The organism is Pseudomonas sp. ZS1P83 (assembly GCF_054897825.1).
The window spans coordinates 3,652,501-3,673,801 of record NZ_CM142706.1 but is presented as its reverse complement, the minus strand read 5'-3'; the positions used below and the strand labels follow the sequence as shown (position 1 = coordinate 3,673,801).

At 60.3% G+C, this 21,301-nt stretch carries 23 protein-coding genes and 4 pseudogenes (1 of these 27 cut by a window edge); 11 read left to right on the top strand and 16 right to left on the bottom strand.

Going from position 1 to position 21,301, the window contains the following annotated elements; genetic code table 11:
- Positions 1–90: 90 nt before the first annotated feature.
- From ACYZT0_RS17560 to ACYZT0_RS17540, 5 genes are all read left to right on the top strand, one after another.
- Positions 91–774, top strand: coding sequence for a response regulator (locus ACYZT0_RS17560; RefSeq protein WP_367372412.1), 684 nt, complete (start codon positions 91–93; stop codon positions 772–774).
- Positions 771–2,096, top strand: a complete 1,326-nt coding sequence (locus ACYZT0_RS17555) for an ATP-binding protein (RefSeq protein ID WP_282380045.1) — start codon at positions 771–773, stop codon at positions 2,094–2,096. Before ACYZT0_RS17560 ends, ACYZT0_RS17555 begins: the two co-directional genes overlap by 4 nt.
- Before the next feature lie 118 nt (positions 2,097–2,214).
- Positions 2,215–2,700: a GNAT family N-acetyltransferase gene (locus ACYZT0_RS17550; protein ID WP_462042305.1), complete on the top strand. Its 486-nt coding sequence runs from the start codon at positions 2,215–2,217 to the stop codon at positions 2,698–2,700.
- 76 nt (positions 2,701–2,776) lie between these two features.
- A complete protein-coding gene (locus ACYZT0_RS17545; RefSeq protein WP_462042304.1) occupies positions 2,777–4,189 on the top strand; it encodes a diaminobutyrate--2-oxoglutarate transaminase in 1,413 nt (470 codons plus the stop codon).
- Between the two features lie 81 nt (positions 4,190–4,270).
- Positions 4,271–4,498: an MbtH family protein gene (locus tag ACYZT0_RS17540; RefSeq protein ID WP_008152757.1), complete on the top strand. Its 228-nt coding sequence runs from the start codon at positions 4,271–4,273 to the stop codon at positions 4,496–4,498.
- Positions 4,499–4,715: 217 nt separating this feature from the next.
- Here the strand turns inward: ACYZT0_RS17540 and ACYZT0_RS17535 are convergent, their stop codons facing one another.
- The 9 genes from ACYZT0_RS17535 to ACYZT0_RS17495 form a co-directional block, all read right to left on the bottom strand.
- Positions 4,716–5,630: a metal ABC transporter substrate-binding protein gene (locus ACYZT0_RS17535; RefSeq protein WP_462042303.1), complete on the bottom strand. Its 915-nt coding sequence runs from the start codon at positions 5,628–5,630 to the stop codon at positions 4,716–4,718.
- On the bottom strand, positions 5,631–6,530 hold the full coding sequence (locus tag ACYZT0_RS17530) for a metal ABC transporter permease (RefSeq protein ID WP_462042302.1): 900 nt from the start codon (positions 6,528–6,530) through the stop codon (positions 5,631–5,633). It lies immediately after the preceding gene.
- Complete coding sequence (locus tag ACYZT0_RS17525) at positions 6,530–7,273, bottom strand: metal ABC transporter ATP-binding protein (protein WP_462042301.1); 744 nt, start codon at positions 7,271–7,273, stop codon at positions 6,530–6,532. Before ACYZT0_RS17525 ends, ACYZT0_RS17530 begins: the two co-directional genes overlap by 1 nt.
- Complete coding sequence (locus ACYZT0_RS17520) at positions 7,270–8,199, bottom strand: metal ABC transporter substrate-binding protein (RefSeq protein WP_462042300.1); 930 nt, start codon at positions 8,197–8,199, stop codon at positions 7,270–7,272. The genes ACYZT0_RS17525 and ACYZT0_RS17520 overlap by 4 nt, the downstream gene beginning before the upstream one ends.
- Before the next feature lie 35 nt (positions 8,200–8,234).
- The gene (locus tag ACYZT0_RS17515; protein WP_462042299.1) at positions 8,235–8,807 is read right to left on the bottom strand and encodes a DUF6162 family protein; all 573 of its coding nucleotides are present in this window, start codon (positions 8,805–8,807) and stop codon (positions 8,235–8,237) included.
- Positions 8,804–9,127 carry a hypothetical protein gene (locus ACYZT0_RS17510; protein WP_462042298.1) on the bottom strand — a complete coding sequence of 108 codons (324 nt, stop codon included), beginning with the start codon at positions 9,125–9,127 and terminating at the stop codon, positions 8,804–8,806. Before ACYZT0_RS17510 ends, ACYZT0_RS17515 begins: the two co-directional genes overlap by 4 nt.
- Positions 9,124–9,666, bottom strand: coding sequence for a thiamine pyrophosphate-binding protein (locus ACYZT0_RS17505; protein WP_462042297.1), 543 nt, complete (start codon positions 9,664–9,666; stop codon positions 9,124–9,126). Before ACYZT0_RS17505 ends, ACYZT0_RS17510 begins: the two co-directional genes overlap by 4 nt.
- On the bottom strand, positions 9,663–10,862 hold the full coding sequence (locus ACYZT0_RS17500) for a PepSY-associated TM helix domain-containing protein (RefSeq protein ID WP_462042296.1): 1,200 nt from the start codon (positions 10,860–10,862) through the stop codon (positions 9,663–9,665). Before ACYZT0_RS17500 ends, ACYZT0_RS17505 begins: the two co-directional genes overlap by 4 nt.
- A gap of 350 nt (positions 10,863–11,212) precedes the next feature.
- Entirely contained in the window at positions 11,213–11,671 is a 459-nt protein-coding gene (locus tag ACYZT0_RS17495; protein ID WP_449644178.1) for a VOC family protein, read from the bottom strand.
- Between the two features lie 111 nt (positions 11,672–11,782).
- On the opposite strand from ACYZT0_RS17495, the pseudogene ACYZT0_RS17490 reads away from it, so the two are divergent.
- Positions 11,783–11,857, top strand: a pseudogene (locus tag ACYZT0_RS17490) (MetQ/NlpA family ABC transporter substrate-binding protein); the annotation flags it as partial.
- A 41-nt stretch (positions 11,858–11,898) separates the two neighbouring features.
- Here the strand turns inward: ACYZT0_RS17490 and ACYZT0_RS17485 are convergent.
- The 4 genes and pseudogenes from ACYZT0_RS17485 to ACYZT0_RS17470 all read right to left on the bottom strand — a co-directional run.
- A pseudogene (locus ACYZT0_RS17485) lies at positions 11,899–12,834 on the bottom strand (sigma 54-interacting transcriptional regulator); the annotation flags it as partial.
- Between the two features lie 404 nt (positions 12,835–13,238).
- Positions 13,239–13,754, bottom strand: coding sequence for an acyl-CoA dehydrogenase family protein (locus ACYZT0_RS17480; RefSeq protein WP_462042295.1), 516 nt, complete (start codon positions 13,752–13,754; stop codon positions 13,239–13,241).
- Between the two features lie 104 nt (positions 13,755–13,858).
- A pseudogene (locus tag ACYZT0_RS17475) lies at positions 13,859–14,200 on the bottom strand (alkanesulfonate monooxygenase); the annotation flags it as partial.
- A pseudogene (locus ACYZT0_RS17470) lies at positions 14,194–14,400 on the bottom strand (FMN reductase); the annotation flags it as partial. The pseudogenes ACYZT0_RS17475 and ACYZT0_RS17470, both read right to left, overlap by 7 nt.
- A gap of 426 nt (positions 14,401–14,826) precedes the next feature.
- Between ACYZT0_RS17470 and ACYZT0_RS17465 the strand changes: the two are divergent.
- The 4 genes from ACYZT0_RS17465 to ACYZT0_RS17450 all read left to right on the top strand — a co-directional run bounded on the left by ACYZT0_RS17465 (position 14,827) and on the right by ACYZT0_RS17450 (position 19,039).
- Complete coding sequence (locus ACYZT0_RS17465; protein ID WP_462042294.1) at positions 14,827–15,096, top strand: hypothetical protein; 270 nt, start codon at positions 14,827–14,829, stop codon at positions 15,094–15,096.
- Between the two features lie 94 nt (positions 15,097–15,190).
- A complete protein-coding gene (locus tag ACYZT0_RS17460) occupies positions 15,191–15,805 on the top strand; it encodes a LysE family translocator (protein ID WP_462042293.1) in 615 nt (204 codons plus the stop codon).
- A 203-nt stretch (positions 15,806–16,008) separates the two neighbouring features.
- Entirely contained in the window at positions 16,009–17,166 is a 1,158-nt protein-coding gene (locus ACYZT0_RS17455) for a cysteine desulfurase family protein (RefSeq protein ID WP_462042292.1), read from the top strand.
- A gap of 64 nt (positions 17,167–17,230) precedes the next feature.
- Entirely contained in the window at positions 17,231–19,039 is a 1,809-nt protein-coding gene (locus ACYZT0_RS17450) for an aminopeptidase P family protein (protein WP_462042291.1), read from the top strand.
- A gap of 53 nt (positions 19,040–19,092) precedes the next feature.
- Here the strand turns inward: ACYZT0_RS17450 and ACYZT0_RS17445 are convergent, their stop codons facing one another.
- Both ACYZT0_RS17445 and ACYZT0_RS17440 read right to left on the bottom strand, forming a co-directional pair.
- Positions 19,093–19,683 carry a 2-hydroxychromene-2-carboxylate isomerase gene (locus ACYZT0_RS17445; protein ID WP_462042290.1) on the bottom strand — a complete coding sequence of 197 codons (591 nt, stop codon included), beginning with the start codon at positions 19,681–19,683 and terminating at the stop codon, positions 19,093–19,095.
- A gap of 36 nt (positions 19,684–19,719) precedes the next feature.
- Entirely contained in the window at positions 19,720–20,448 is a 729-nt protein-coding gene (locus ACYZT0_RS17440; RefSeq protein WP_462042289.1) for an SDR family oxidoreductase, read from the bottom strand.
- Positions 20,449–20,540: 92 nt separating this feature from the next.
- Here ACYZT0_RS17440 and ACYZT0_RS17435 point away from each other — a divergent pair, with 92 nt between their 5' ends.
- Positions 20,541–21,101, top strand: coding sequence for a TetR/AcrR family transcriptional regulator (locus ACYZT0_RS17435; protein WP_462042288.1), 561 nt, complete (start codon positions 20,541–20,543; stop codon positions 21,099–21,101).
- Between the two features lie 15 nt (positions 21,102–21,116).
- On the opposite strand, the gene ACYZT0_RS17430 is transcribed toward ACYZT0_RS17435, so the two are convergent.
- Positions 21,117–21,301: the 3' portion of a hypothetical protein gene (locus ACYZT0_RS17430; protein WP_046049236.1), read on the bottom strand. 97 nt of this gene lie beyond the right edge of the window; 185 of the gene's 282 nt are visible here — the last part of the coding sequence; its start codon lies off the right edge, out of view — the gene reads right to left on this strand; the stop codon is at positions 21,117–21,119.

The following is a 21,301-nucleotide window of genomic DNA, read 5'->3' as shown; positions in this document are numbered from 1 at the left end:
ACCGCGGCGGCCTTGTGGCATTGGCGCTTGCGGCATAATGTCCGCTTAATCGGCCACCGGCCTAATCAGCTTTTTTCTACGGGGCTCCCCATGCACGTACTGGTTTGCGAAGACGATGAGCTGATTGCCAGCGGCATTGTCGCCGGCCTCACCGCTCAGGGCTTGACGGTAGAGCATGTCGCCACCGCATCGTCTGCCCGGGCGATGCTCAAGGTCGCCGAGTTCGATGTGATGGTGCTCGACCTCGGTCTGCCCGATGAAGACGGTTTGAAGCTGCTGCAGCAGTTGCGACACAGCGGTCTGGAAATCCCGGTGTTGATCCTCACCGCCCGGGATTCAGTCACCGACCGCGTCGATGGCTTGCAAGCCGGCGCTGACGATTACTTGCTCAAGCCTTTCGACCTGCGCGAACTCGCCGCGCGTCTGCATACGTTGCTACGACGAGTGGCGGGACGCAGTGTCAACCTGATCGAGCACGGTCGGTTGACCTACGACCCGAGCAGTCGCGAAACCATGCTTGGCGGCCAGTCGGTGGACCTTTCCCGTCGCGAGCAGTCGCTGTTGCAGGCCTTGCTGCATAACCGGGGTCGGGTGCTGTCTACCGAGCAGTTGAAAGACAGCGTTTATGGTTTTAATGATGAGCTGGAAAGCAACGCTCTCAATGTGCATATCCATCACCTGCGGCGCAAACTCGGCAATGGCATTGTCGAGACGGTGCGCGGCCTGGGCTATCGCCTGGGGCCGGCCGATGGCGCAGAGGAATTGAAAAAGTGATGAGCCTGCGTTTGCGCCTCAGCCTGACACTCGGCGCCGCTTTCGCGCTGATCTGGGCCCTGGCTGCGGCCTGGATGCTCAGCGACCTGCGCAACCAAATGATGTTTTCCCTCGACCAGCGGCTGGTGGCGTCGGCACGCATGGTCGCCGGCCTGATGGAACAGTTGCCCGCATTGCCGACTAAGGGCGAGGGCACCCATTTCAGTGCTGAACAACTGAACATTCCGGGCGGCATGGCCTGTCAGGTCAGCTCGCTGCGCGGCGAAATCCTCGCCCGCAGTCACACCGATCCGCAACAAACCCTGGAAGCCGAGAAAATGGGTTTCCACGACCAGATGATCGATGGTGCACCGTGGCGTAGTTTCACTCTGGCCCGCGGCGATCTGCGCATCACCACCGCCGATCGACAGATCGAACGTGAGGCTCTGAACCTGTCGATCCTGCTGGCGGCTTCGGTGCCGGTGGGCGTGGCCTTGCTCGGTTGCCTGTGCCTGCTCTGGCTGGGCATCGGCCAGGGGCTGGCGCCACTCAACCGCATGCGCGATGCCTTGATGCGCCGCAGCGCCGACTCCCTGGAACCGCTGCAGATCCAGCCGCTGCCCAGCGAACTGCAACCGTTGCTGGACACCCAGAATCAGCTGTTCCAACGGATCGGCAAGACCATCGAACGGGAACGCCGTCTGACCGGTGACGCCGCCCATGAGTTACGCAGCCCGCTGACGGCGATCAAGACCCACCTGCAAGTGGCGCGCATGACCGACGGCGCGGCCCGGGATCAATCCCTGGCCCGGGCCGAAGAGGGCGCCGATCGCCTGCACCGCACCCTTGAACAATTGCTGCTGCTGGCGCGGGTCGAGGGCAGCTTGTCGTTCGATGATGGTGTGCAATGCAGCGCCGAACAGGTGGCGAAACTGGCGATTCAGGACGCCGCCAGCGGTGATCGTCAGCGGATCAAGTTTCAGGTACCGCCGAAGATCTCTCACGCTCCGGTGCAAATGCCCGCCGTGCTGTCGATTGCCGCGCTGCGCAACCTGCTGGACAACGCGCTGCGTCATACCCCGGGTGACGGCGCGGTGGAGCTGAGTCTGGTAACCACCGGCAACCGCGTGCAGTTTGTGGTTCGCGACCATGGGCCCGGCATTGCCGAAGACGATCTGCAACACCTGACCCAACGCTTCTGGCGCAACGGCCAAAGCACCGGCTGCGGTCTGGGTCTGGCGATTGTCCAGGCGATTGTCCAGCGCTGCGGCTGCACCCTGCATTTCGACAGCCGGCCGGATGGGCTGCGGGTTGAATTGACCATGCCTTTGCAACCGATTTAACCAACAATACAAACCCATGTGTTGCACATCAAATGTAACTTCTCTCCATTAGCCACCCACTCACCATGGCGCTATCGTCCCCGGCAGCTTTGACTCAATGGATTGAGGTAACAGCGCCATGGATGCACCCATACACATTTGCAAGGCAACCCCCGCCGACGCCGGCATCATCAGTCGGATCGTCGAGCGCTCCATTCGCGTGGGTTGCGCGCTCGACCATCGCAACGATCCGCTAACCGTCGCCACCTGGACCCACAACAAGACCATCGAACACGTGCAGCCCTGGCTGACCGACCAGCGGTTGTACCTGAACATCGCCCTGTTGCAGGACAAACCGGTCGGGGTCGCCATGGCCGCGATCAGTGGCAAGGTCGCGTTCTGTTACGTGCAGCCGGAATGGTTTCGGCGCGGGGCCGGGCAAGCGCTGGTGCACGACCTCGAAGGCTGGTTGACCGGTCAGGGCTTGCGCGAGGCACGACTCAATAGCACCCGTACCAGTGAAGCGTTTTACCGTCATCTGGGTTACCACCCTTGCGCTGAAACCTTCGCGGTGGCTGGGCTCCATGCCATTCCCATGCGCAAAGCGCTGACACCCCCTTCATAGAAAGCTGGTAGAGGGTCTAAATCCTCGGCGCCCTGACGCGTTTCCAGAACAGGAAACCTTATTGAAGGGTCGAGAGATGTCAGTCGCTACCAGCCTTATGGAAGATCAGTCTGCCCGGATCACTCCGGCGCCGACCGAGACGCTTTATCAATTCAACGAATCGCCGTTGCTGGCCCGTCAAAACCGGCAGGAATCGAATGCCCGCAGTTATCCTCGACGTATTCCCCTGGCTCTCAAACGGGCCAAGGGCATTTATGTCGAAGACGTCGAAGGCCGCCGTTTCATCGACTGCCTGGCCGGCGCCGGGACCCTGGCCCTAGGGCACAACCATTCGGTGGTGATCGAAGCGATCCAGCAAGTGCTGACCGATGAACTGCCCCTGCACACCCTCGACCTGACCACCCCGGTCAAGGATCAGTTCGTTCAGGACCTGTTCGGTTTGCTGCCGCCGGCACTGGCCGCTGAAGCCAAGATCCAGTTCTGCGGCCCGACCGGCACCGACGCGGTGGAAGCCGCGCTGAAACTGGTGCGCACCGCCACCGGACGCAGCACCGTGCTGTCGTTCCAGGGCGGTTATCACGGCATGAGCCAGGGCGCGCTGAGCCTGATGGGCAGTCTGGGGCCAAAAAAGCCCTTGGGCGCCTTGCTCAGTGGTGGCGTGCAGTTCATGCCGTATCCCTACGATTACCGTTGCCCATTCGGGCTTGGCGGCGCGCAAGGCGTGCAGGTCAATCTGCATTACCTGGAAAACCTGCTGAATGATCCTGAGGCGGGTGTGCAATTACCAGCGGCAGTGATCGTTGAAGCGGTGCAGGGCGAGGGCGGGGTGATCCCGGCCGATCTCGACTGGTTGCGCGGCCTGCGGCGGATTACCGAAAAGGCCGGCGTGGCGCTGATCGTCGATGAAATCCAGAGCGGTTTTGCCCGCACTGGCAAGATGTTCGCCTTCGAACACGCCGGGATCATTCCCGACGTGGTGGTCATGTCCAAAGCCATCGGCGGCAGTTTGCCGCTGGCCGTGGTGGTCTATCGTGACTGGCTCGACACCTGGCTGCCGGGCGCCCATGCCGGGACCTTCCGCGGCAATCAGATGGCCATGGCCGCAGGTTCTGCGGTGATGCGTTACCTGACCGAACACCAGGTCTGCGAGCACGCCGCCGCCATGGGCGAACGCTTGAGCGAACATCTGCGCATCCTGCAACGGGACTTCCCGCAACTGGGTGACATTCGCGGGCGCGGCTTGATGCTTGGCGTTGAACTGGTCGATCCGACGGGTGCGCCGGATGCATTGGGTCATCCGCCGATTTTCGGTCGTCTGGCGCCATTGGTGCAGCGTGAATGCCTCAAGCGCGGCTTGATTCTTGAACTGGGCGGCCGTCATGGCGGCGTGGTGCGGTTCCTGCCGCCGCTGGTGATCACTGCGGCGGAAATCGATCGGGTGGCCGAGATTTTCGGCCGGGCCATGGCCGCCGCCACCGCCAGCCTCTAAATTTTTCAGCCTCTGGCACGTTCCTTCTACATACCGGCTGCGCACGCAGTGCAGCCCACCCTACAGCGATGGAGAAACACCATGACTTCAGTATTCGACCGCGAGGACATCCTCTTTCAGGTCGTGGTCAACCACGAAGAGCAATACTCGATCTGGCCCGACTACAAAGCCGTGCCTGCAGGCTGGCGCACCGTGGGCAAGAGCGGCCTGAAAAAGGAATGCCTGGCCTACATCGAAGAAACCTGGACCGACATGCGTCCTCTGAGCCTGCGTCAGAAAATGGAAGAACAGGCGGCCGTGGCTCACTAAGTCACCGTGCAAAAAGAAGCCCGCTGAACTGGTTACAGTCAGCGGGTTTTTTTATCTGGATTTGTGATCGTTCCCACGCTCTGCGTGGAAATGCCTCAATGGACGCTCTGCGTCCGCTTTGGGACGCAGAGCGTCCCGGGCTGCATTCCCACGCAGAGCGTGGGAACGATCAATGTGTGGCTTGCTCGCGAAGAACGATAACGCAGTCCAACGGACGTTAATCCCCGCTCAACCCCTTGATCAGCAAATCCACATTCCCTTCCAGCTCGGCCACCGGATCCGCCGCGTCCACACTCAACACCACCAACCGGCTACCCGCCTCGGCAATCACCGCTTTCAGCGCATCCGACGGTTGTCGATGATGCAACACCACCGCCACGTCATTGTCCTTGAACGTCGCGCCCAATTGCTTGAGCGCTTCAGATGTCCACTCGGTATCCGGCCGTGCGTCGAGGCCGATCAGCTCCAGGTTGAGGCCGCCAATCAGATAGCCAAAGTGATCACTCAGGCTCATCACACTGAGGTTGTCGGCACTGGTCAGCCGCGCTTCGCTGTCGGCGCTGAACGTGAGCAAGCGCTGTTTAAGCGCCGCCAGGTTGGCCTCGATTGTCGGCTTGGCCTCGGGCGCCAGACGCACCAGGTCCGCCGCCATCACGTCCGCCATCCGCCCCATGTTGTTACTGGACAACCACGGCTGACTGTTCAGCCCATCGACTTTGTTGCCAGGTTGCACGGCGATACCGGGCAGGGCGCCATCCACCGGGCGCGCGGCGTCGACCTCAACGATACGGATGTTGCTACGCCGCGAGATCGGGTACAGCGGGTCATCCTCCCACAGCGAGCGCAGGCCGATCACCGCATCGGCATCGGTCGCCAGTTTGGCCAGCGCTGGAGCGCCACGACCTGTGAAGTACGCGGTCTGACGGCTGCCGGGCAGGTTGGCCGGCGCGGCACGTTCGAGGTTGACGTCGGTGCCTTTGAGTAAGACTTCGCCCAGACCGTAAGTGATCGGCAAGGACGCCAATACTCGCAGCGGTTTGGCGCTGTTCGCTGCATAGGTTGTGTTGACCAGCCCGCACAGGGGCAATGTGAAGGTCAATGCCAGGGTCAGTTGACGCAGAGAAAAAGACATTTATCCGAGATTCCCTTTCAGGCTTGGGACGACGCCACGCGCAATGGCAGCGAGAGCGAAGGCGATGCCGGCCACCAGAATGATCGCGGCGCCGGACGGGATAGGCAGGTCGAACACAATCGGCGCGAGGATCCCGCACAGCGTGCTGACCGTGGCGATCAGCACCGAGCACCAGAAGAAACCTTTGAGCGACTGGCTGAGCAAACGCGCCGCTGCCGCTGGAATCACCAGCAGGGCGCCGACCAGAATCGCGCCGATGACTTTCACCGCCGCCACGGTGATCAGCGTCACCAGAATCACAAACAGGTAATCCAGGGTCTTCACCGCCACACCGCGAACCGCCGCCAGTTGCGGATTGAAACTGGCCAGCATGATGCGGTTGTACAACGGCAAGGCCAGCGCCATGACCAGCGAACCGACGATGGCCAACACCAACAGGTCATTGCCGTTCACCGTCAGCACTGAACCGAACAGCACGTTTTCAAGGATGTGTACGTTGATCTTGCCCGCCAGAATCAGCAGCAGACTGGCGCCCAATGCCAACGACACCGAGAGGAACACACCGATCAACGTATCCGGCGCCAACCCCGTGCGGTTGCGCAGGTAGTTCAGCAAGATGCCAAACAACAAGCAGTAGCCGAACAGGCTGCCGTAAGGCCCGGTGTAAGGTTCGCCCAGCAGAATACCGATGGCCACGCCGGTCAGCGCCGCATGGCCCACCGCTTCGGAGAAAAACGCGAGCCGCTTGACCACCACCAACGTGCCCAATCCACCCAGTACCGGGCCGATCAGCAAGCCGGCGAGCAGCGCGTTGACCACAAATCCATAAGCCAGCGCCTCGGGCAGATAACCCGACGAGGCCCAACCCTGAACCATCAAACGAAAGGCTTCGTAACTCATCAGGCAGCGCTCCGTGGATGGGTCGAAAATAGCGTCAGCAAGCGCTCCGGCGTCAGTGCCTGTTTCGGCGTGGCATCGAACAGCACCCGGCGATTGAGCCCGGTGACGCGATCCGCCAGCCGTCCAACCGCTTCCAGATCATGTTCGATCCACAGCACGGTGATCCCGCTCTGGCGCCAGTCGCCGAGCAGCCGTTCGAACACCTGAATACCGGCCTCTTCGAGGGCCGACATCGGTTCGTCGAGCACTAGCAACTGCGGCGCCGGAATCAGACCCTGAGCCAGCAATACCCGCTGACGTTCACCGCCGGACAACGCGCCCATGCGTCGCTTGCGTTTGTCCTGCATGCCGACCCGTTCCAGGGCTTCGCCAATAGCGGCAGCGTAGTGTTTGCTCAAGCCGAGGAACGCCGGACGCCGCTGACACATAGCCGCCATGAAATCATCGACGGTCATCGGCAAACCCCGATCGAATTCCAGGGCCTGAGGCACGTAGCCGATGGTCCCCGGTGTGCCGGGCCATTGCAGGCTCAGACGACCCTGATGGGGCATCTGCCCGAGCAGGGTCTTGATCAGCGAGCTTTTGCCGCCACCGTTAGGGCCGACCAGCGCATGCACGCTGCCGGGTTGGACCTGGAACGTGACGTTATCGAGGATCGTCGTGCGGCCCAGTGTCAGGCTGACGTCGGCGAAATTGAGGGTCGGGCCGGCGCTTTGCACCGTCAGTGTTTCTTGAACAGTCATTTGCCAGACTCCTGAATCGCCCGGACCACGGTGTTGAGGTTGCCGGTCATTTCCTTTTCGTACTTGTCGGCGGTGTATTCGCCATAGGAGATGTGCGACAGCGGATACAGCTTCACCCCGGATTCACGCTGGATGGTCTCGACGTAGGTGGACGGAAAATCCATCTCCGAGAAGATCACCTTCACGTCCAGTTCCCGCAGTTGATCGATGGTTTTTTTCAGCTGGCTCGGGCTCGGTTCGATGCCGTGGGCCGGTTCGACCACCGCGGTCACTTCCAGGCCGAATTCGCGCAGCAAATAGTCGTACGCCGCGTGGACAGTGGCCACTCGCAGTTCCGCGTTCGGCGCCTGGGTCAGTTTCGCCAGGGCGTCGGCGCGCATCTGCCGTAGGCGTTTGCCATAGGCGCGGGCGTTCTGGGTGTAGGTCTTGGCGTTGACCGGGTCGAGTTTGCCCAGTTCTCGGGCGATGTTGTTGACCTGGGCAATCGAGGCGCTGATCGACAGGAACGTGTGCGGGTTTACAACCTTGCCGGCGCCGCGAGCGGCGACGCCGGTGGCGGCCAGCAACGGTACATTTTCGTTGGCTTCGATCACGGGAATGTTCGGTGTTTCGCTGGCGGCGATCATGCGGTCGGCGAAGTCGTCATGGCCGACGCCGTTGAGCACGATCACGTCCAACCCGCTGATGCGCTTGATGTCTTCAGCGCGCGGCTCGTAGGCATGCGGGTTGAAACCGGCCGGAATCAGCGGCACCACCTCGGCCTTGTCACCGACGATGTTGGCCACGTAGCTGTAATAAGGGTGCAGGGTGATGCCGATGCGCAGGCGCTTGGCCTCGTCGGCGCTGGTTAGCGGTGTCAGCAGACAGGCAAGCAGGCCAACCAGCAGCAGGCGCAAGAATGGACGGCGTTGAGACGAACTAGGCATGGGAAAGCGGTCTTCTCTCGGGTGAAGGCGAGGGTTCATTGCCGGTGCTGGCGGGTCACGCCGGCATCGAATTGCGCGACGATCTGCTGCCAGCCGGCGCTTTCGAGCGCGGCGTCGGTGAGATCGGTCGGAGTCGCGAGGGCTTTGCCGCGGTTGAGCCAGACGTCCGGAGCATCGTCGTCAGCGGTCAAACGCATCAAAAACGAACCCGCCACGGTGAGCGTCTGGCTCTGGCCGAAGTAAGCCTTGGCGTCGAGCAATTGCCAGGCATGGGCGCCGCGGCTGACGGAACTGGCATCCTGGGCGAACGGCGCAAAACCTTCATCAGCGAGGGCTGCGGGGGCGGGGAGCGCCTGTTGCTCCTGACGCAGCAGGTGAATTTCGTCGAGCGTCACCCGCAAGTCGGCGTAAATGCCTTGCTCGGAGGCGCTCAAGTCACGGCGGGCATCCAGTTGATGGCTGCCTACGCTGCTCACTTCCTGAGACTCACCGCGCCAGGCGACCACCGAGCCGGCAACCGCCAGGATCATCAGGCACAACAGCAGCACATAAAGGGTTTCATGGCCGGCACCGGCCGGGCGCACGACGTGCGTAGTTGGCGTACTCATGGGGCTTCGATGTCCGCTTGGTCGATTTCGACGACGTGGCCGGGGCCTGCGTCGAACAGCACGTAGAATTCGGCGCCGGGCTTCTTGAAGGTCAAGGTTGAATCGGCACCGAGCTTGCCGGGCATCAAGATGGTTTCGTCGTAGCCGATCACATCCAGGGTCACGCCCGGCGCGCCGCTGCCGTCGGAGAAACCGCCGGTGCATTTGATCTGCTCGGCGTCGAGGGCTTTGCATTCGCACATCGGGTTGTGGGCCAGGGCGCTGGCGCTGAAACCGGCGCAGAGCACCAGCAGCACGGCGCTCAGAGGACGAAAAGTCATGGTTTGCCTCCTTGTTGGTTCAGCCAGGCGAGGGTGGCCGGGGATGCCTGGCTCAGGGGGATGGAGGCCTGATGCATGGCGCCGTCCCAGCCTTCCATGGTGATCCACAGTTCGGCGTCGGTTTTGGTCTTCTCGGGGATCGGCAACATCGCGCCCATGCGATACGGCGTGCCGAAGAAAATCACCCCGGCAGCGCGCAGGCTGCGCGGTTTGCCGATGCGCAGATAAGTCGCTTTGACCTGATCGCGACAGCGATCGCACAGCGCCGCGTTGAAGCTCTTCATGTAGCCGGCCGGGCCATCGAGGGTCGGTGAATCGTTACGCAACTCGGCCAGACGCAGGCTCCAGGGGCCCACCTGAACCTCGCCGATTTCCCGCTCACCCAGGCCGGTGTCACCCCGAAACAGCGCGGCGTCGGCGAAGTATTTGGGCATGAACCCCAGCGGCACCAGCAACAGCAGCACATTGATGTAGAAGCGCCATTTGTGCCAGAAACGACTCAGTTTCGACCCCGGTTTTTCCGCAGCAAACAGGCTCATTGGCTGATCTCCGTGGTTTCACGGCGGAAGGCCGCAGCGGTCTGACTGCGTGGACGTTTACTGCTGCGCTTGAGGGCGTTGGCCGTGGCCAGGGCGGTGCGCTTGGTCCAGATCAACAGACCGCTGAGGACCATCATGCTGAGGATCAGGCCGAAGAAGAACCAGATCAGTTTGATCCAGATCCCGCCGAAATCGCCGGTGTGCAGCGGACGCATGGATTCGGTCACCAGCTCCAGGCCGGAGCGGTCCGACAACAGGCGGGTGGCGGCGATGTCGCCGGTATACGGGTTGATGTCGGCCGTCTGGAACATCAGCGGATACCAACTGCGTCCGCCCACCGAGAGGTAGCTGTAGGCATTGGCAGGCAGGCTGACGAAGCTGTCGTCCAGGCCGGGAATACGTTCCTTGGCTTGGCGAATGGCCGTCTCCAGGCTGATTATCGGCGCTGGCGCACCGTCGGCCGTCAGCGGGACACTTTCACGCGGAACCACGGCAGCCACCGGCGCGGTGGAAATCGAAATCTGGTTATCGAACATGAACGCCTGAATCAGGAACCAGGTGCTGGTGACGGAAATCACCGCGATGAACCAGATCGACCAGATGCCGCTGAGGCGATGAAAGTCGCCCCAGAAAATCCGTGCACCGTGACGAATACGCAAAGTCGGTCGGAAGAAACCTTTCCAGAAACGCTTGTAGACCACCAGCCCGGTGATCAACGAAGCCAGCAATGGCAGGCTGAGAAACGACACAAGGTACCAGCCCCAGCTGTAGCCGTTGGTGAACGGCACCAGCCACCAGCCATGCAGTGCGCGGGTAAACGCCTTGAAATTGAATGGTGGGGCCGTGCCCTGAATGACGCCGCTGTAGGGATTGACGTAAACCGTCACGGAGCGACCGTCGGGGTAGCTGACGTCTACGTCGAGGGCAAAGTGTGATTCGTCGGGTCGGCTGATGGCCTCGACCAGTGTGTAGGGCTCAGCCTTCTTGATGGCGGCGATGATCTGGTCATAGCTGAGCAGCGGCGCATCGTCCGAGGGTTGGCTGGCGCGCATTTGCGGGTTGGCCAGCCAGACGATTTCCTGGCTGACCACCGCCAGGGTGCCGGTCACGCAGACGATCAGCACGAAAAACCAGATCGGCAGTGCCAGCCAGCTATGGACCAGAAACCAGAGTTTTGAACGGGATTTCTTCGACATGATTAAAGGTCTTGTTTCGATGAGAGGACCGTCGCTAAGGGCTTCCCAGCGATGAGGTCCATGAAAGGCCAGGCCGTGGCTTTTGCCTACGCGGGCCGACTGCATCTAAATAAGACGGATGAGCATTGGAAATCCCGAACGGGAATGTGAAAGAAAATGTTTCGTATTGCTGGGGGCTGGCTTTTGTTCACTTGGGTGCGGCTGTGCGCACATTGTTCATGAAGTGTGTAGAACCAAGATCATTCCCACGCTCTGCGTGGGAATGCCTCAATGGACGCTCTGCGTCCGCTTTGGGACGCGGAGCGTCCCGGGCTGCATTCCCACGCAGAGCGTAGGAACGATCATTAGGTTCAACCTTGGCTGAACATCTCCTTCGCCCGCTGCTCAATCTGCTCCTGAGTCAGATCTTCCTTGCGCGTGGCCAGAAACCACAGATGCCCATAGGGATCCTTCAAGGTCCCCGAGCGGTCGCCATAAAACTGATCCTTGACCTCGGACACCACCGTGCCACCGGCGGCAATCGCCTGTTTATAAGACGTGTCCACATCGTTCACATACAGATGCAGGCCCACGGACGGCGACGTGTCCGGATTGCTCAAAGGGCCCTGATCGCAAGGCGTGCCGAGCATGATCGGGCAATCGCCGATGCGCAGTTCGGCATGGCCGATGCCGCCATCGGGCATGGACAGGCGCATGACTTCGGTGGCGCCAAAGGCTTTTTTGTAGAACTCGATGGCTTCGGCCGCTTTTTGAATGCCCAGATACGGGGTGATGCTGTGATAACCCTCTGGAATGGGTTTGACGCTCATGATGGTTCTCCCTGTTTTCTTGTCGTGAGTGAAAAGTGTTCCTTCGCCGATTTCCGGTCGAGTAACTATAGGTCAGCGTTTTTCGCTCGACCGAACCCCCGACGAGCAGCAGCCACTGTTCCCGCCAACTACGCCCTGCAAGCGAGAATCGACACCAACAGCGCGTTGATCGTCGAGAAGGGCAAGAGCAGCTGCGCCCCCCGGCCCACGCACTGCAATCTGGTGGGTTAGATCGACAGCTGCATGACACGCTCGCCCTGGAGGTTTTCCGTGGGCCGGCGCTTGTTCACCGCCAGCTCGCCGATCTTGATCAGTCGCGTGCGCGTTACGTTGCGGCTCAATCCCAGCAGCGCAGCGGTGTGCACCTGGTTGTAATGGCTGAAACGATAGGCCGCCCGCAGCAAAGCGTCTTCGACTTTCTCGTGCAGCGCTCCGGCCTGTTCTTCGAAGAGCTTTTGAAAGGCCCGATCGAGCAGGGCTTCCGGTGAGTCGTCGACGTTACTGTGGTAATCGTCCTGACACTCAATGCGCATGTTTGACAAGCGCAAGTCGTCGCGTTCGATCACACCGTTACGGCAGATCAGCAGGGTGTGGTGAATGACGTTTTCCAGTTCGCGGATGTTGCCCGGCCAACTGTAGCTGCGCAGTTTCAGTTCGGCTTCTTTGCTGATGGTGATGGTGCCGTAACCGAGGCGCTGGCTGAAGGCTTCAACGAAGTGTCGGGTCAGCGGCAGGATGTCGCCGGGGCGGTCGCGCAGCGGGCTCAACTCCAGGCTGACCACGTCGAGGCGGTAGTACAAGTCCTCGCGGAAATGCCCGGTATTGATGGCTTTCTCCAGTTGCACGTTGGTTGCGGCCAGCACGCGCACGTTGATGGGGATGCTCTTGCGCGAACCCAGTCGCACCACTTCGCGCTCCTGCAACACCCGCTACAACTTGACCTGAATCGCCATCGGCAAATCGCCGATTTCATCGAGGAATAATGTGCCGCCGTCGGCCTCTTCGAACCAGCCGGCCTTGGCGCTCAGTGCACCGGTAAAGGCGCCTTTTTCATGGCCGAACAACTCGGCCTCCACCGGGGATTCAGAGAACGCGCCGCAGTTCACCGCCACAAAAGGCCGGTTGCGCCGGGCGCTGAGGTTGTGGATATGCCGCGCCACCAGCAGTCGAACACTTTCGAGAGCCACCCAAAACTCGCCGTAGTGGCCGAGTACATAAGGGGCCTGACGCACATCCTGAGCGCTGGATTTGTGCCACGGACGGGTTTCGGTGAGGGTGTATTGCCGCGCTTCTTCGAAGGCACCTTCGGCAATGCCGAGGAACATGTGCGTGAAGATCAGCTGGGCAATCAACGGCCGAAGGCAGGCAAAAGGCGTACTCAGCGGACCCGGATCGAGCAGCAACTCCGACTCTTCGACCCGCACCCGTTCGAACGTCGCGCTGCCGCTGTCGGTCTGGCGCTGGCCCATATTGTTCCAGTCGTTGTGCAGTGTGATGCCGTTGCGACCGCTGGGAATCGCGGCGATCAACAGCTTACCGCCAGCGCTTTCATCCACCGCCGAGGCGATCAGCATTGCGAATCGCTGGCGCCGGAGCAGAAGCTTTTCTTGCCGGGAAATTCACGCCAACCCCCGAGGTTTTTTACCACGGTGCGGGTGTCCAGCGGGTTGAGGGCGTTGCCCCAGAACCAGTTCTTGCGGGCCGTCTGTTCGAACCACGGCTGCCACTGCTCGGGTCGGGAGAACAGGCGCACGGTGGCGAGCATCAGGTGATGGAAGCCGAAGACATGGGCAATCGAGCTGTCGACCTTGGCGAACTCACGCACGATGGTCAGGGTGTCACTCCAGCTGGCGCCGAGGCCGCCGTACTGGGTGGGAATGCTTGACGCGAGCAGACCGCTGTGGCGCAAGGCGTCACGTTCGGCTTTGGGCGTACCGCCACGTTCATCGCGCTCGACAGCGGTCAGGGCACAAACTCGGCGGCCAATCGGCGGGCGGTCTTCAAGGGGGACAACAGGGCGCTTTGCGGCTTGGCAGTCACGCGGGGTTCCTTCTTTCTGGCGACATACGCTGATCGTTCCCACGCTCTGCGTGGTAATGCCTCTAGGGACGCTCTGCGTCCAGTGACGCGGAGCGTCACGGGCTGCATTCCCACGCAGAGCGTGGGAACGATCAGCAAGGGAGGTTTTCAGGCCGTGGCTTTGGTGGGCAGTACGTCATTGGCAATCATTTCGCCAAACGGCCCGGTGAGATTAGTGACGCCGCGCCCCGCAAGGCTGGCGTACGGCTCAGGCAACAGCGGGAACACCAGTTCGGCAAAGCGATAAGCTTCTTCGAGGTGCGGATAGCCGGAGAAGATGAAACTTTCAATCCCCAGGTCCGCGTACTCCTTGATTCGCGCCGCCACTTGCTGCGGATCGCCCACCAGCGCCGTCCCTGCACCACCGCGCACCAGGCCGACGCCGGCCCACAGGTTGGGGGAGATTTCCAGGTTGTCGCGACGTCCGTCATGCAGCGCCGCCATTTCTCGATCGCTTGCAGTTCGGCTTCGATCTCGGCGCTCAATTCCTGACGGGACAGCGCGGCGCCCAACGGTCGGGCGATGTCACCCAGTTCAATCAGCTTGCTTTCAATCGGTAATTGCTCGGCCCGCTGCGCCAACAGCGCTTGGGTCAGCACCAACGTGCGAGACGGACGCCAGGTACCGCCGGAGAGGGCAACGACTTTCATGGCCGCGACATGATCAGTTCCTTTTTAAACAGTTGCTCAGGGAGCAGTGAGTAGTCACTGACAGTTAGCAAGAGCTGTACCAATCCCTCGGAGCCCCGATTCACGGGGCTTCCAGCGCGTTGGCCGGTAGACGCTGTTTGATTAGCAGCGCTGTTTGTTGAATGACTGTTGTCTGGCGAACAGTTGCCTGGCGAACAGTTGCTTGGGCCACAGTGCGTGAAGCGATGGAGTTGTTATATAGGTTCTTTGTTATTCCTAAAAAGAACGTAAATCAATATTTATAGATCGTTTGGGTATATTTGACGGTCTGCCTGAGCGGCTTTAGTCAAAGTCGATAGCCACTATCGAGAGCGTTGATTTCTGCTGATAGGATGCCCGGCGTAGCCTGTGTTCATTGCCCCGAACCCAGTCGCCAGGACGCCAACCATGAAACCTCTAATCGCCACTTTCTTGCTGCTTGCAATTTCCGTTCTCGCCGGATGTGCCAGCCATGTTTCCCCGGAATTACGGCCCTACACCGCCGAAGAAACCAAAGAACTGGCGCTTGAGGATTTGAATCGTCGTGGTCTGTCTTTCGAGGAGTACCACGCGAAGAAAGCCCAATTGCTCGGCCAACCGCAAGAGTCGTTCAGTTTCGACAAGCAAGGCGAAATGAACGCCGAACATGCTGTACAGCTTCACGGTCGCCCTAGCTGAGACTGTACGGGTCGAAGTTTTACGTAACTGTGCATGGGTTTCCCTCAAGGCGTGCGATAGGGTCAATACCTGACTGACCTGATGGACCGTTGCCATGACGCTCTCGCTCGATTTGCTGCTGGGCTTTGCCCTGTTTGCTCTCGTCACCTCGATTACTCCCGGCCCCAACAACACTATGTTGCTGGCATCGGGTGTGAACTTCGGATTTAACCGCACCATCCCCCACATGCTTGGCATCACCTGTGGCTTCTTCGTGCTCGTGGTGGCGGTAGGTTTCGGCTTGGGCACAGTGTTTCAAACCTATCCGTTGCTCTACACCGTGTTGCGTTACGTCGGTGCGATGTATTTGCTGTACCTGGCGTGGAAAATCGCCCATTCAGGGCCGGTCTCCGAGAGCGAAAAGGGCGAGAGCAAGCCAATCAGTTACTTGGGCGCGGCGGCGTTTCAGTGGGTCAATCCCAAGGCCTGGATCATGGCCATCGGTGCCATCAGCACCTACACGCCGATTCAAGGCTATTTCACCAACGTGATCGTGATTGCGGCCGTGTTCGCCTTGATCAACCTGCCGAGCGTCGGTGTCTGGGCAGGTTGCGGCACGTTGTTGCGTAACGTGCTGAAGGATCGCCGCTGGTTGCGGCTGTTCAACTGGGGCATGGCCTTGCTGCTGGTGGCTTCGCTGTATCCGTTGTTGCTCGAAAGCTTTAGCTGACGCAGTGCTTCAACCGGTTGCCCGATGCCTGTTAAGCTCGACTTCAGGAGCGTTCCTACGCACTTTTAAATGAAGTTGTTCTTCTTTAACGGCCTCCGATCAGGTATCTCTAACGCTCTGAATGATCGGCGCAGCTCACGAGGCTGCGTTTGACGTTTCAGTGACGAGCTTCCTGATCCCGGAACACGCTCTGCGAGTCTTTTATGAATAAACGTCCGTTGTATTTCGACTACGCCGCCACCACGCCGGTGGATGAGCGGGTCATCAAGGTGATGGTCGAGTGTCTGGGTTTTACCGGCAATTTCGGCAATCCGGCGTCCAGCTCCCATGCGTTCGGTCAACAGGCCCGACAATCGGTCGAGCAGGCGCGGCGACAGGTCGCCGAACTGGTCGGCGCTCAGGCGCAACAGATCGTCTGGACCTCCGGCGCCACCGAATCGAACAACCTTGCCCTCAAGGGCGTGGCCCAGGCCCGCGGCGTTTCTGGCGGCCACATCATCACCAGCCAGATCGAACACAAAGCGATTCTCGACACGGCGAAGCAGTTGCAGGACGCCGGTGTTGCGGTGACTTACCTGGTGCCTGACGCCGAGGGTTTGATTACCTCGCAAGCGGTCAGCGAAGCGATGCGCGAAGACACCTTTCTGGTGTCGCTGATGCTGGTCAACAACGAGCTGGGCACCCTCAACGACATCCCGGCCATCGGTCAGGTGGTGCGTGATCGCGATGCGTTGTTCCATGTCGACGCGGCCCAGGGCGCTGGAAAAGTGGCCATCGATCTGGCCGAGTGGCCGGTGGATCTGATGTCGTTTTCCGCCCACAAGATCTATGGCCCCAAAGGCATCGGCGCGTTGTATGTCGGGCCTCGCGCGCAACAGCGTCTCCAGGCGCAGATCCACGGCGGCGGTCACGAGGGCGGTTTGCGATCCGGCACCCTGGCGACTCACCAGATTGTCGCCATGGGTGTGGCCTTCGCGTTGGCGGCCGCCTCGTTCGATGAAGAGAAGGCCACGATCGTGCGTCTGCGTGAACGCTTGCTTAAGCCGCTGCTGAGCATTCCCGGGGTTCGGCTCAATGGCAGCCCGACCCAACGCATTCCCCATACCTTGAGCCTGACTTTCAACGAAGGCGAGTTCAACTCTGCGGCGCTGAGCCATTCGATTGCGTTTTCCGCAACTTCGGCCTGCAACTCCGCCAGCAATGCTCCCTCCCATGTGCTGCTGGCCCTGGGGCATGACGCCCGCTCGGCGAGTCGCACCATTCGCTTGAGTCTCGGCCGGTTCACCACCGAGCAGGACATCGACCAAGCGGTACACCTGATTAAAGCGGCCTGCGCCAGTGCTCCGGCATTCTGGCAATAAAGTCTGTAAGTGCCGGCGTTGATCGGCACTCAACAATAATGATGAAGTGATAGCAGGAGACATGATGAGTACGCAGCCTTCGATCAATGGATCGGTGCCCCAACGCCTGGCGCAAACCCGCGAACTGATGAGCCGGGAGGGCATTCACGCTCTGCTGGTGCCGTCGGCTGACCCGCATCTTTCGGAATACCTGCCGGGTTACTGGCAAGGACGGCAATGGTTGTCGGGGTTCCATGGCTCGGTCGGCACGCTGATCGTTACGCCGGAATTTGCCGGTGTCTGGGCCGACAGCCGTTATTGGGAACAAGCGACCAAGGAACTCAAGGGCAGCGGTATCGAACTGGTCAAGCTGCAACCGGGTCAACCCGGCCCGCTGGACTGGCTGGCCGAGCAAACCCCTGAAGGCGGCGTCGTTGCGGTAGATGGTGCAGTGATGGCGGTGGCCTCGGCGCGTACGTTGAGCGGCAAGCTCGAAGAACGCGGCGCACGTCTGCGCACCGACATCGACTTGTTGAGCGGAGTCTGGAGCGACCGTCCGACGCTGCCGAATGAACCGATCTACCAACACCTGCCGCCTCAGGCGACTGTCAGCCGCGGCGAGAAACTGGCCAAGCTGCGGGAGGTTTTGAAAGATCGCGGTGCCGACTGGCATTTCATCGCCACCCTCGATGACATCGCCTGGCTGTTCAATTTGCGCGGCGGCGATGTGTCGTTCAACCCGGTGTTTGTTTCCTTTGCCTTGATCAGCCAGCAGCAGGCAACCCTGTTCGTGGCGCTGAGCAAGGTCGATGCCGAGCTGCGCGCAGTCCTCGAACAGGACGGCGTGACCCTGCGCGACTACAGCGAAGTGGCCGCCGCCTTGCGCACCGTACCGAGCGGTGCGAGTCTGCAAGTCGATCCGGCGCGCGTCACCGCCGGCTTGCTGGATAACCTGGATAGCGGCGTGAAGTTGGTCGAAGGCTTGAACCCGACGATGTTGGCCAAGTCGCAAAAAAGCCTGGCCGATGCCGAGCACATTCGTCAGGCCATGGAGCAGGACGGCGCGGCGTTATGCGAATTCTTCACCTGGCTGGACACTGCGTTGGGTCGTGAGCGCATCACCGAACTGACCATCGACGAACACCTGACGGCGGCGCGTACCCGACGTCCGGGATATGTATCGCTGAGTTTCAACACTATTGCAGCGTTCAACGCCAATGGCGCAATGCCGCACTACCACGCCACCGAAGAAGAACATGCGGTGATCGAAGGCGATGGTTTGTTGTTGATCGACTCCGGCGGCCAGTACCTGGGCGGCACCACCGATATCACCCGGATGGTGCCGGTCGGTACGCCCACCGACGAGCAGAAGCGTGATTGCACGCGGGTACTCAAAGGCGTGATTGCGCTGTCCCGTGCGCAATTCCCTCGTGGCATTCTCTCGCCGCTGCTCGATTCGATTGCCCGCGCGCCGATCTGGGCTGAAAGCGTTGATTACGGTCATGGCACCGGTCATGGCGTCGGCTACTTCCTCAACGTGCACGAGGGCCCACAGGTCATCGCCTACCAAGCCGCCGCTGCGCCACAAACTGCAATGCAGCCGGGCATGATCACCTCCATCGAGCCGGGCACTTACCGTCCGGGACGCTGGGGTGTGCGGATCGAGAACCTGGTATTGAACCGCGAGGCGGGCACAAGTGAATTCGGTGAATTCCTGAAGTTCGAAACCCTGACATTGTGCCCGATCGACACTCGCTGCCTGGAGCCGTCGCTGCTGACGGTTGACGAAAAACAGTGGTTCAACGCCTACCACGCCGAGGTGCGCGAGCGCTTGAACCCGTTGCTCGATGGTGCCGCTCTTGAGTGGTTGAACACCCGAACTGCGGCTATTTGATCGATGGAGTGCAGGCGCTTCATAGCGCGCCTGGCTCATGTGGTCGTCGAGTTTTAACTCAGGGCTTCAAGGACGAAGTCCAGGCGATCCTGACCGAAGAACAGCTGATTATCGACAAACATGCTCGGGGCACCAAATACGCCTCGTTGCACGGCTGTCTCTGTGTTGTCCTTGAGAGTGGCTTTGACTTCCTCATCGGCAGTCAGGGCCAGCACCTCATTTGGATCGAAACCGCTCTGTGTCAGGACTGTCGCGACAGTCGCCGGATCATCGAGGTCGCGGCCTTCAACCCAAAGCGCGTGAAACAGGCAATCGATGAACGCCTGAAAGCGTTCGGGATGGCGCAACTGCATGCCGGTGATGGCGCGCATCAACATCAAGGTGTTGATAGGAAAATGCGGATTGAACTTCAGCGGCACGCCGTAGCGCTTGGCATAGCGATCCAGGTCCTGAAACATGTACCGGCCCTTGGCCGGGATGGTTGCCGGAGACGCGTTTCCGGTGGCTTTGAAGACCCCGCCCAGCAACATCGGCTTGTAGATCAGCTGGCTGTTGGTCTGCTCGCAGATCTTCGGTAGTTGGGTATAAGCCAGGTAGGTGGCGGGGCTGCCGAGGTCGAAATAGAACTCCACGGTTTTGCTCATGGTCGATGCGCTCTGCTTATTATTTTAGGGGTGGGTTTACCAGCATTCGTTCCAGGGGCGCAGGTCCAGCTCGAAGGTCCAGGCGTCACGGGGCTGGCTGTGGAGGTACCAATAGTTCTCGGCGATGTGCTCAGGATTGAGAATGCCGTCCTGGTCCTTGGTCGCGTACTTCTCGGGGAAACTCTCGCGGATAAAATCGGTATCGATGGCACCGTCGACTACGACGTGGGCGACGTGAATGTTCATTGGCCCCAGTTCTCGAGCCATGCTTTGCGCCAGGGCGCGAATCCCGTGCTTGGCGCCGGCAAAAGCCGCAAACCCTGCTGCTCCACGCATGCCTGCGGTGGCACCGGTGAACAAGATAGTGCCGCGTTGACGCTTGGCCATGCGCTTGGCCACTTCACGAGCGTTGAGAAAACCTGAGAAGCAGGCCATTTCCCAGATCTTGAAATATTTGCGCGCGGTTTCTTCGAGAATGCTGCAAGGCACATTGGCGCCAATGTTGAAAACGAACGCTTCGATTGGGCCAATATGGCTTTCAATCTGCTCGACCAGCGCAATCACGTCCTCTTCCTTGCGCGCATCACAGGCAAAACCATGGGCTTCACCGCCATCGGCCTTGATGGCATCCACCAGCGGCTGGAGTTTGTCCGCGCTGCGGCGGGTGACACAAGCCACAAATCCTTCCTGCGCAAAGCGTTTTGCAATGGCGCCGCCTGTGGCATCCCCTGCGCCTACAACCAGTACGACCTTCTTGTTATTCATGGGTAGATTCCTTTGCTAAACGATCGTTAACTAAACGAACGTTATGCTACGATTCAGCAAGCGTCAAGTCGATCAATCCTGAGGGCAAGGCAATGCGTTACTCGGCCAATCACAAACTGGAAACCAAAGAGAAATTACTTGAAAGCAGTGCGGTGTCGGCCAAGAAGTCAGGTTTTTCAACGGTGGGTGTCGACGGTTTGATGAAGTCGATCGGCTTGAGTGGCGGGGCTTTCTACAGTCACTTTTCTTCAAAGGATGAACTGTTCGCCTCAATCGTCGAGCGTGAGCTGTGCCAAAGCCTGGAGCGTTTAGGGGCGGACCAGAATCGTGACAAGCTCGAGCGCTGCCTGAAACACTACCTGAGCATGGCCCATGTCGAGCACCCGGAATCCGGTTGTGCTTTGCCGGCATTGGGGGCTGAGATTGCCCGCTCAGACGTGATGATTCGTCAGCAGGCGGAGAACTGGATTTGTCGGCTTCAGGAGAGTTGGGCGCGAGTTCTGGAAAGCGACAGCCTGGCATGGGCGATTCTGTCGCAATGTATTGGTGCGTTGGTCGTGGCACGGATGCTGGCCACTCCAGACATTCAGCGCGCGGTGCTGAAGTCCAGTTACGATGAGATTGGCCGCCAGATTGCAGGTCCACGAACCTGACAAGGCAGTATCAACCTATTTGCAGATGACGATCATGCTGCGGCTGGTATAGCCGGCAGGGTTGAGGCCGAACGGGTAATCGCCTGGTTCCTCCACGGCGTCCCCCGACTTGGCGATGACCTTATAACCTTTGGGTGCGCACGAGTTGGCAGCGCTGGTGTAACACTTGTCCCAGGATGACGAGAGCCCGGAACAGTTGA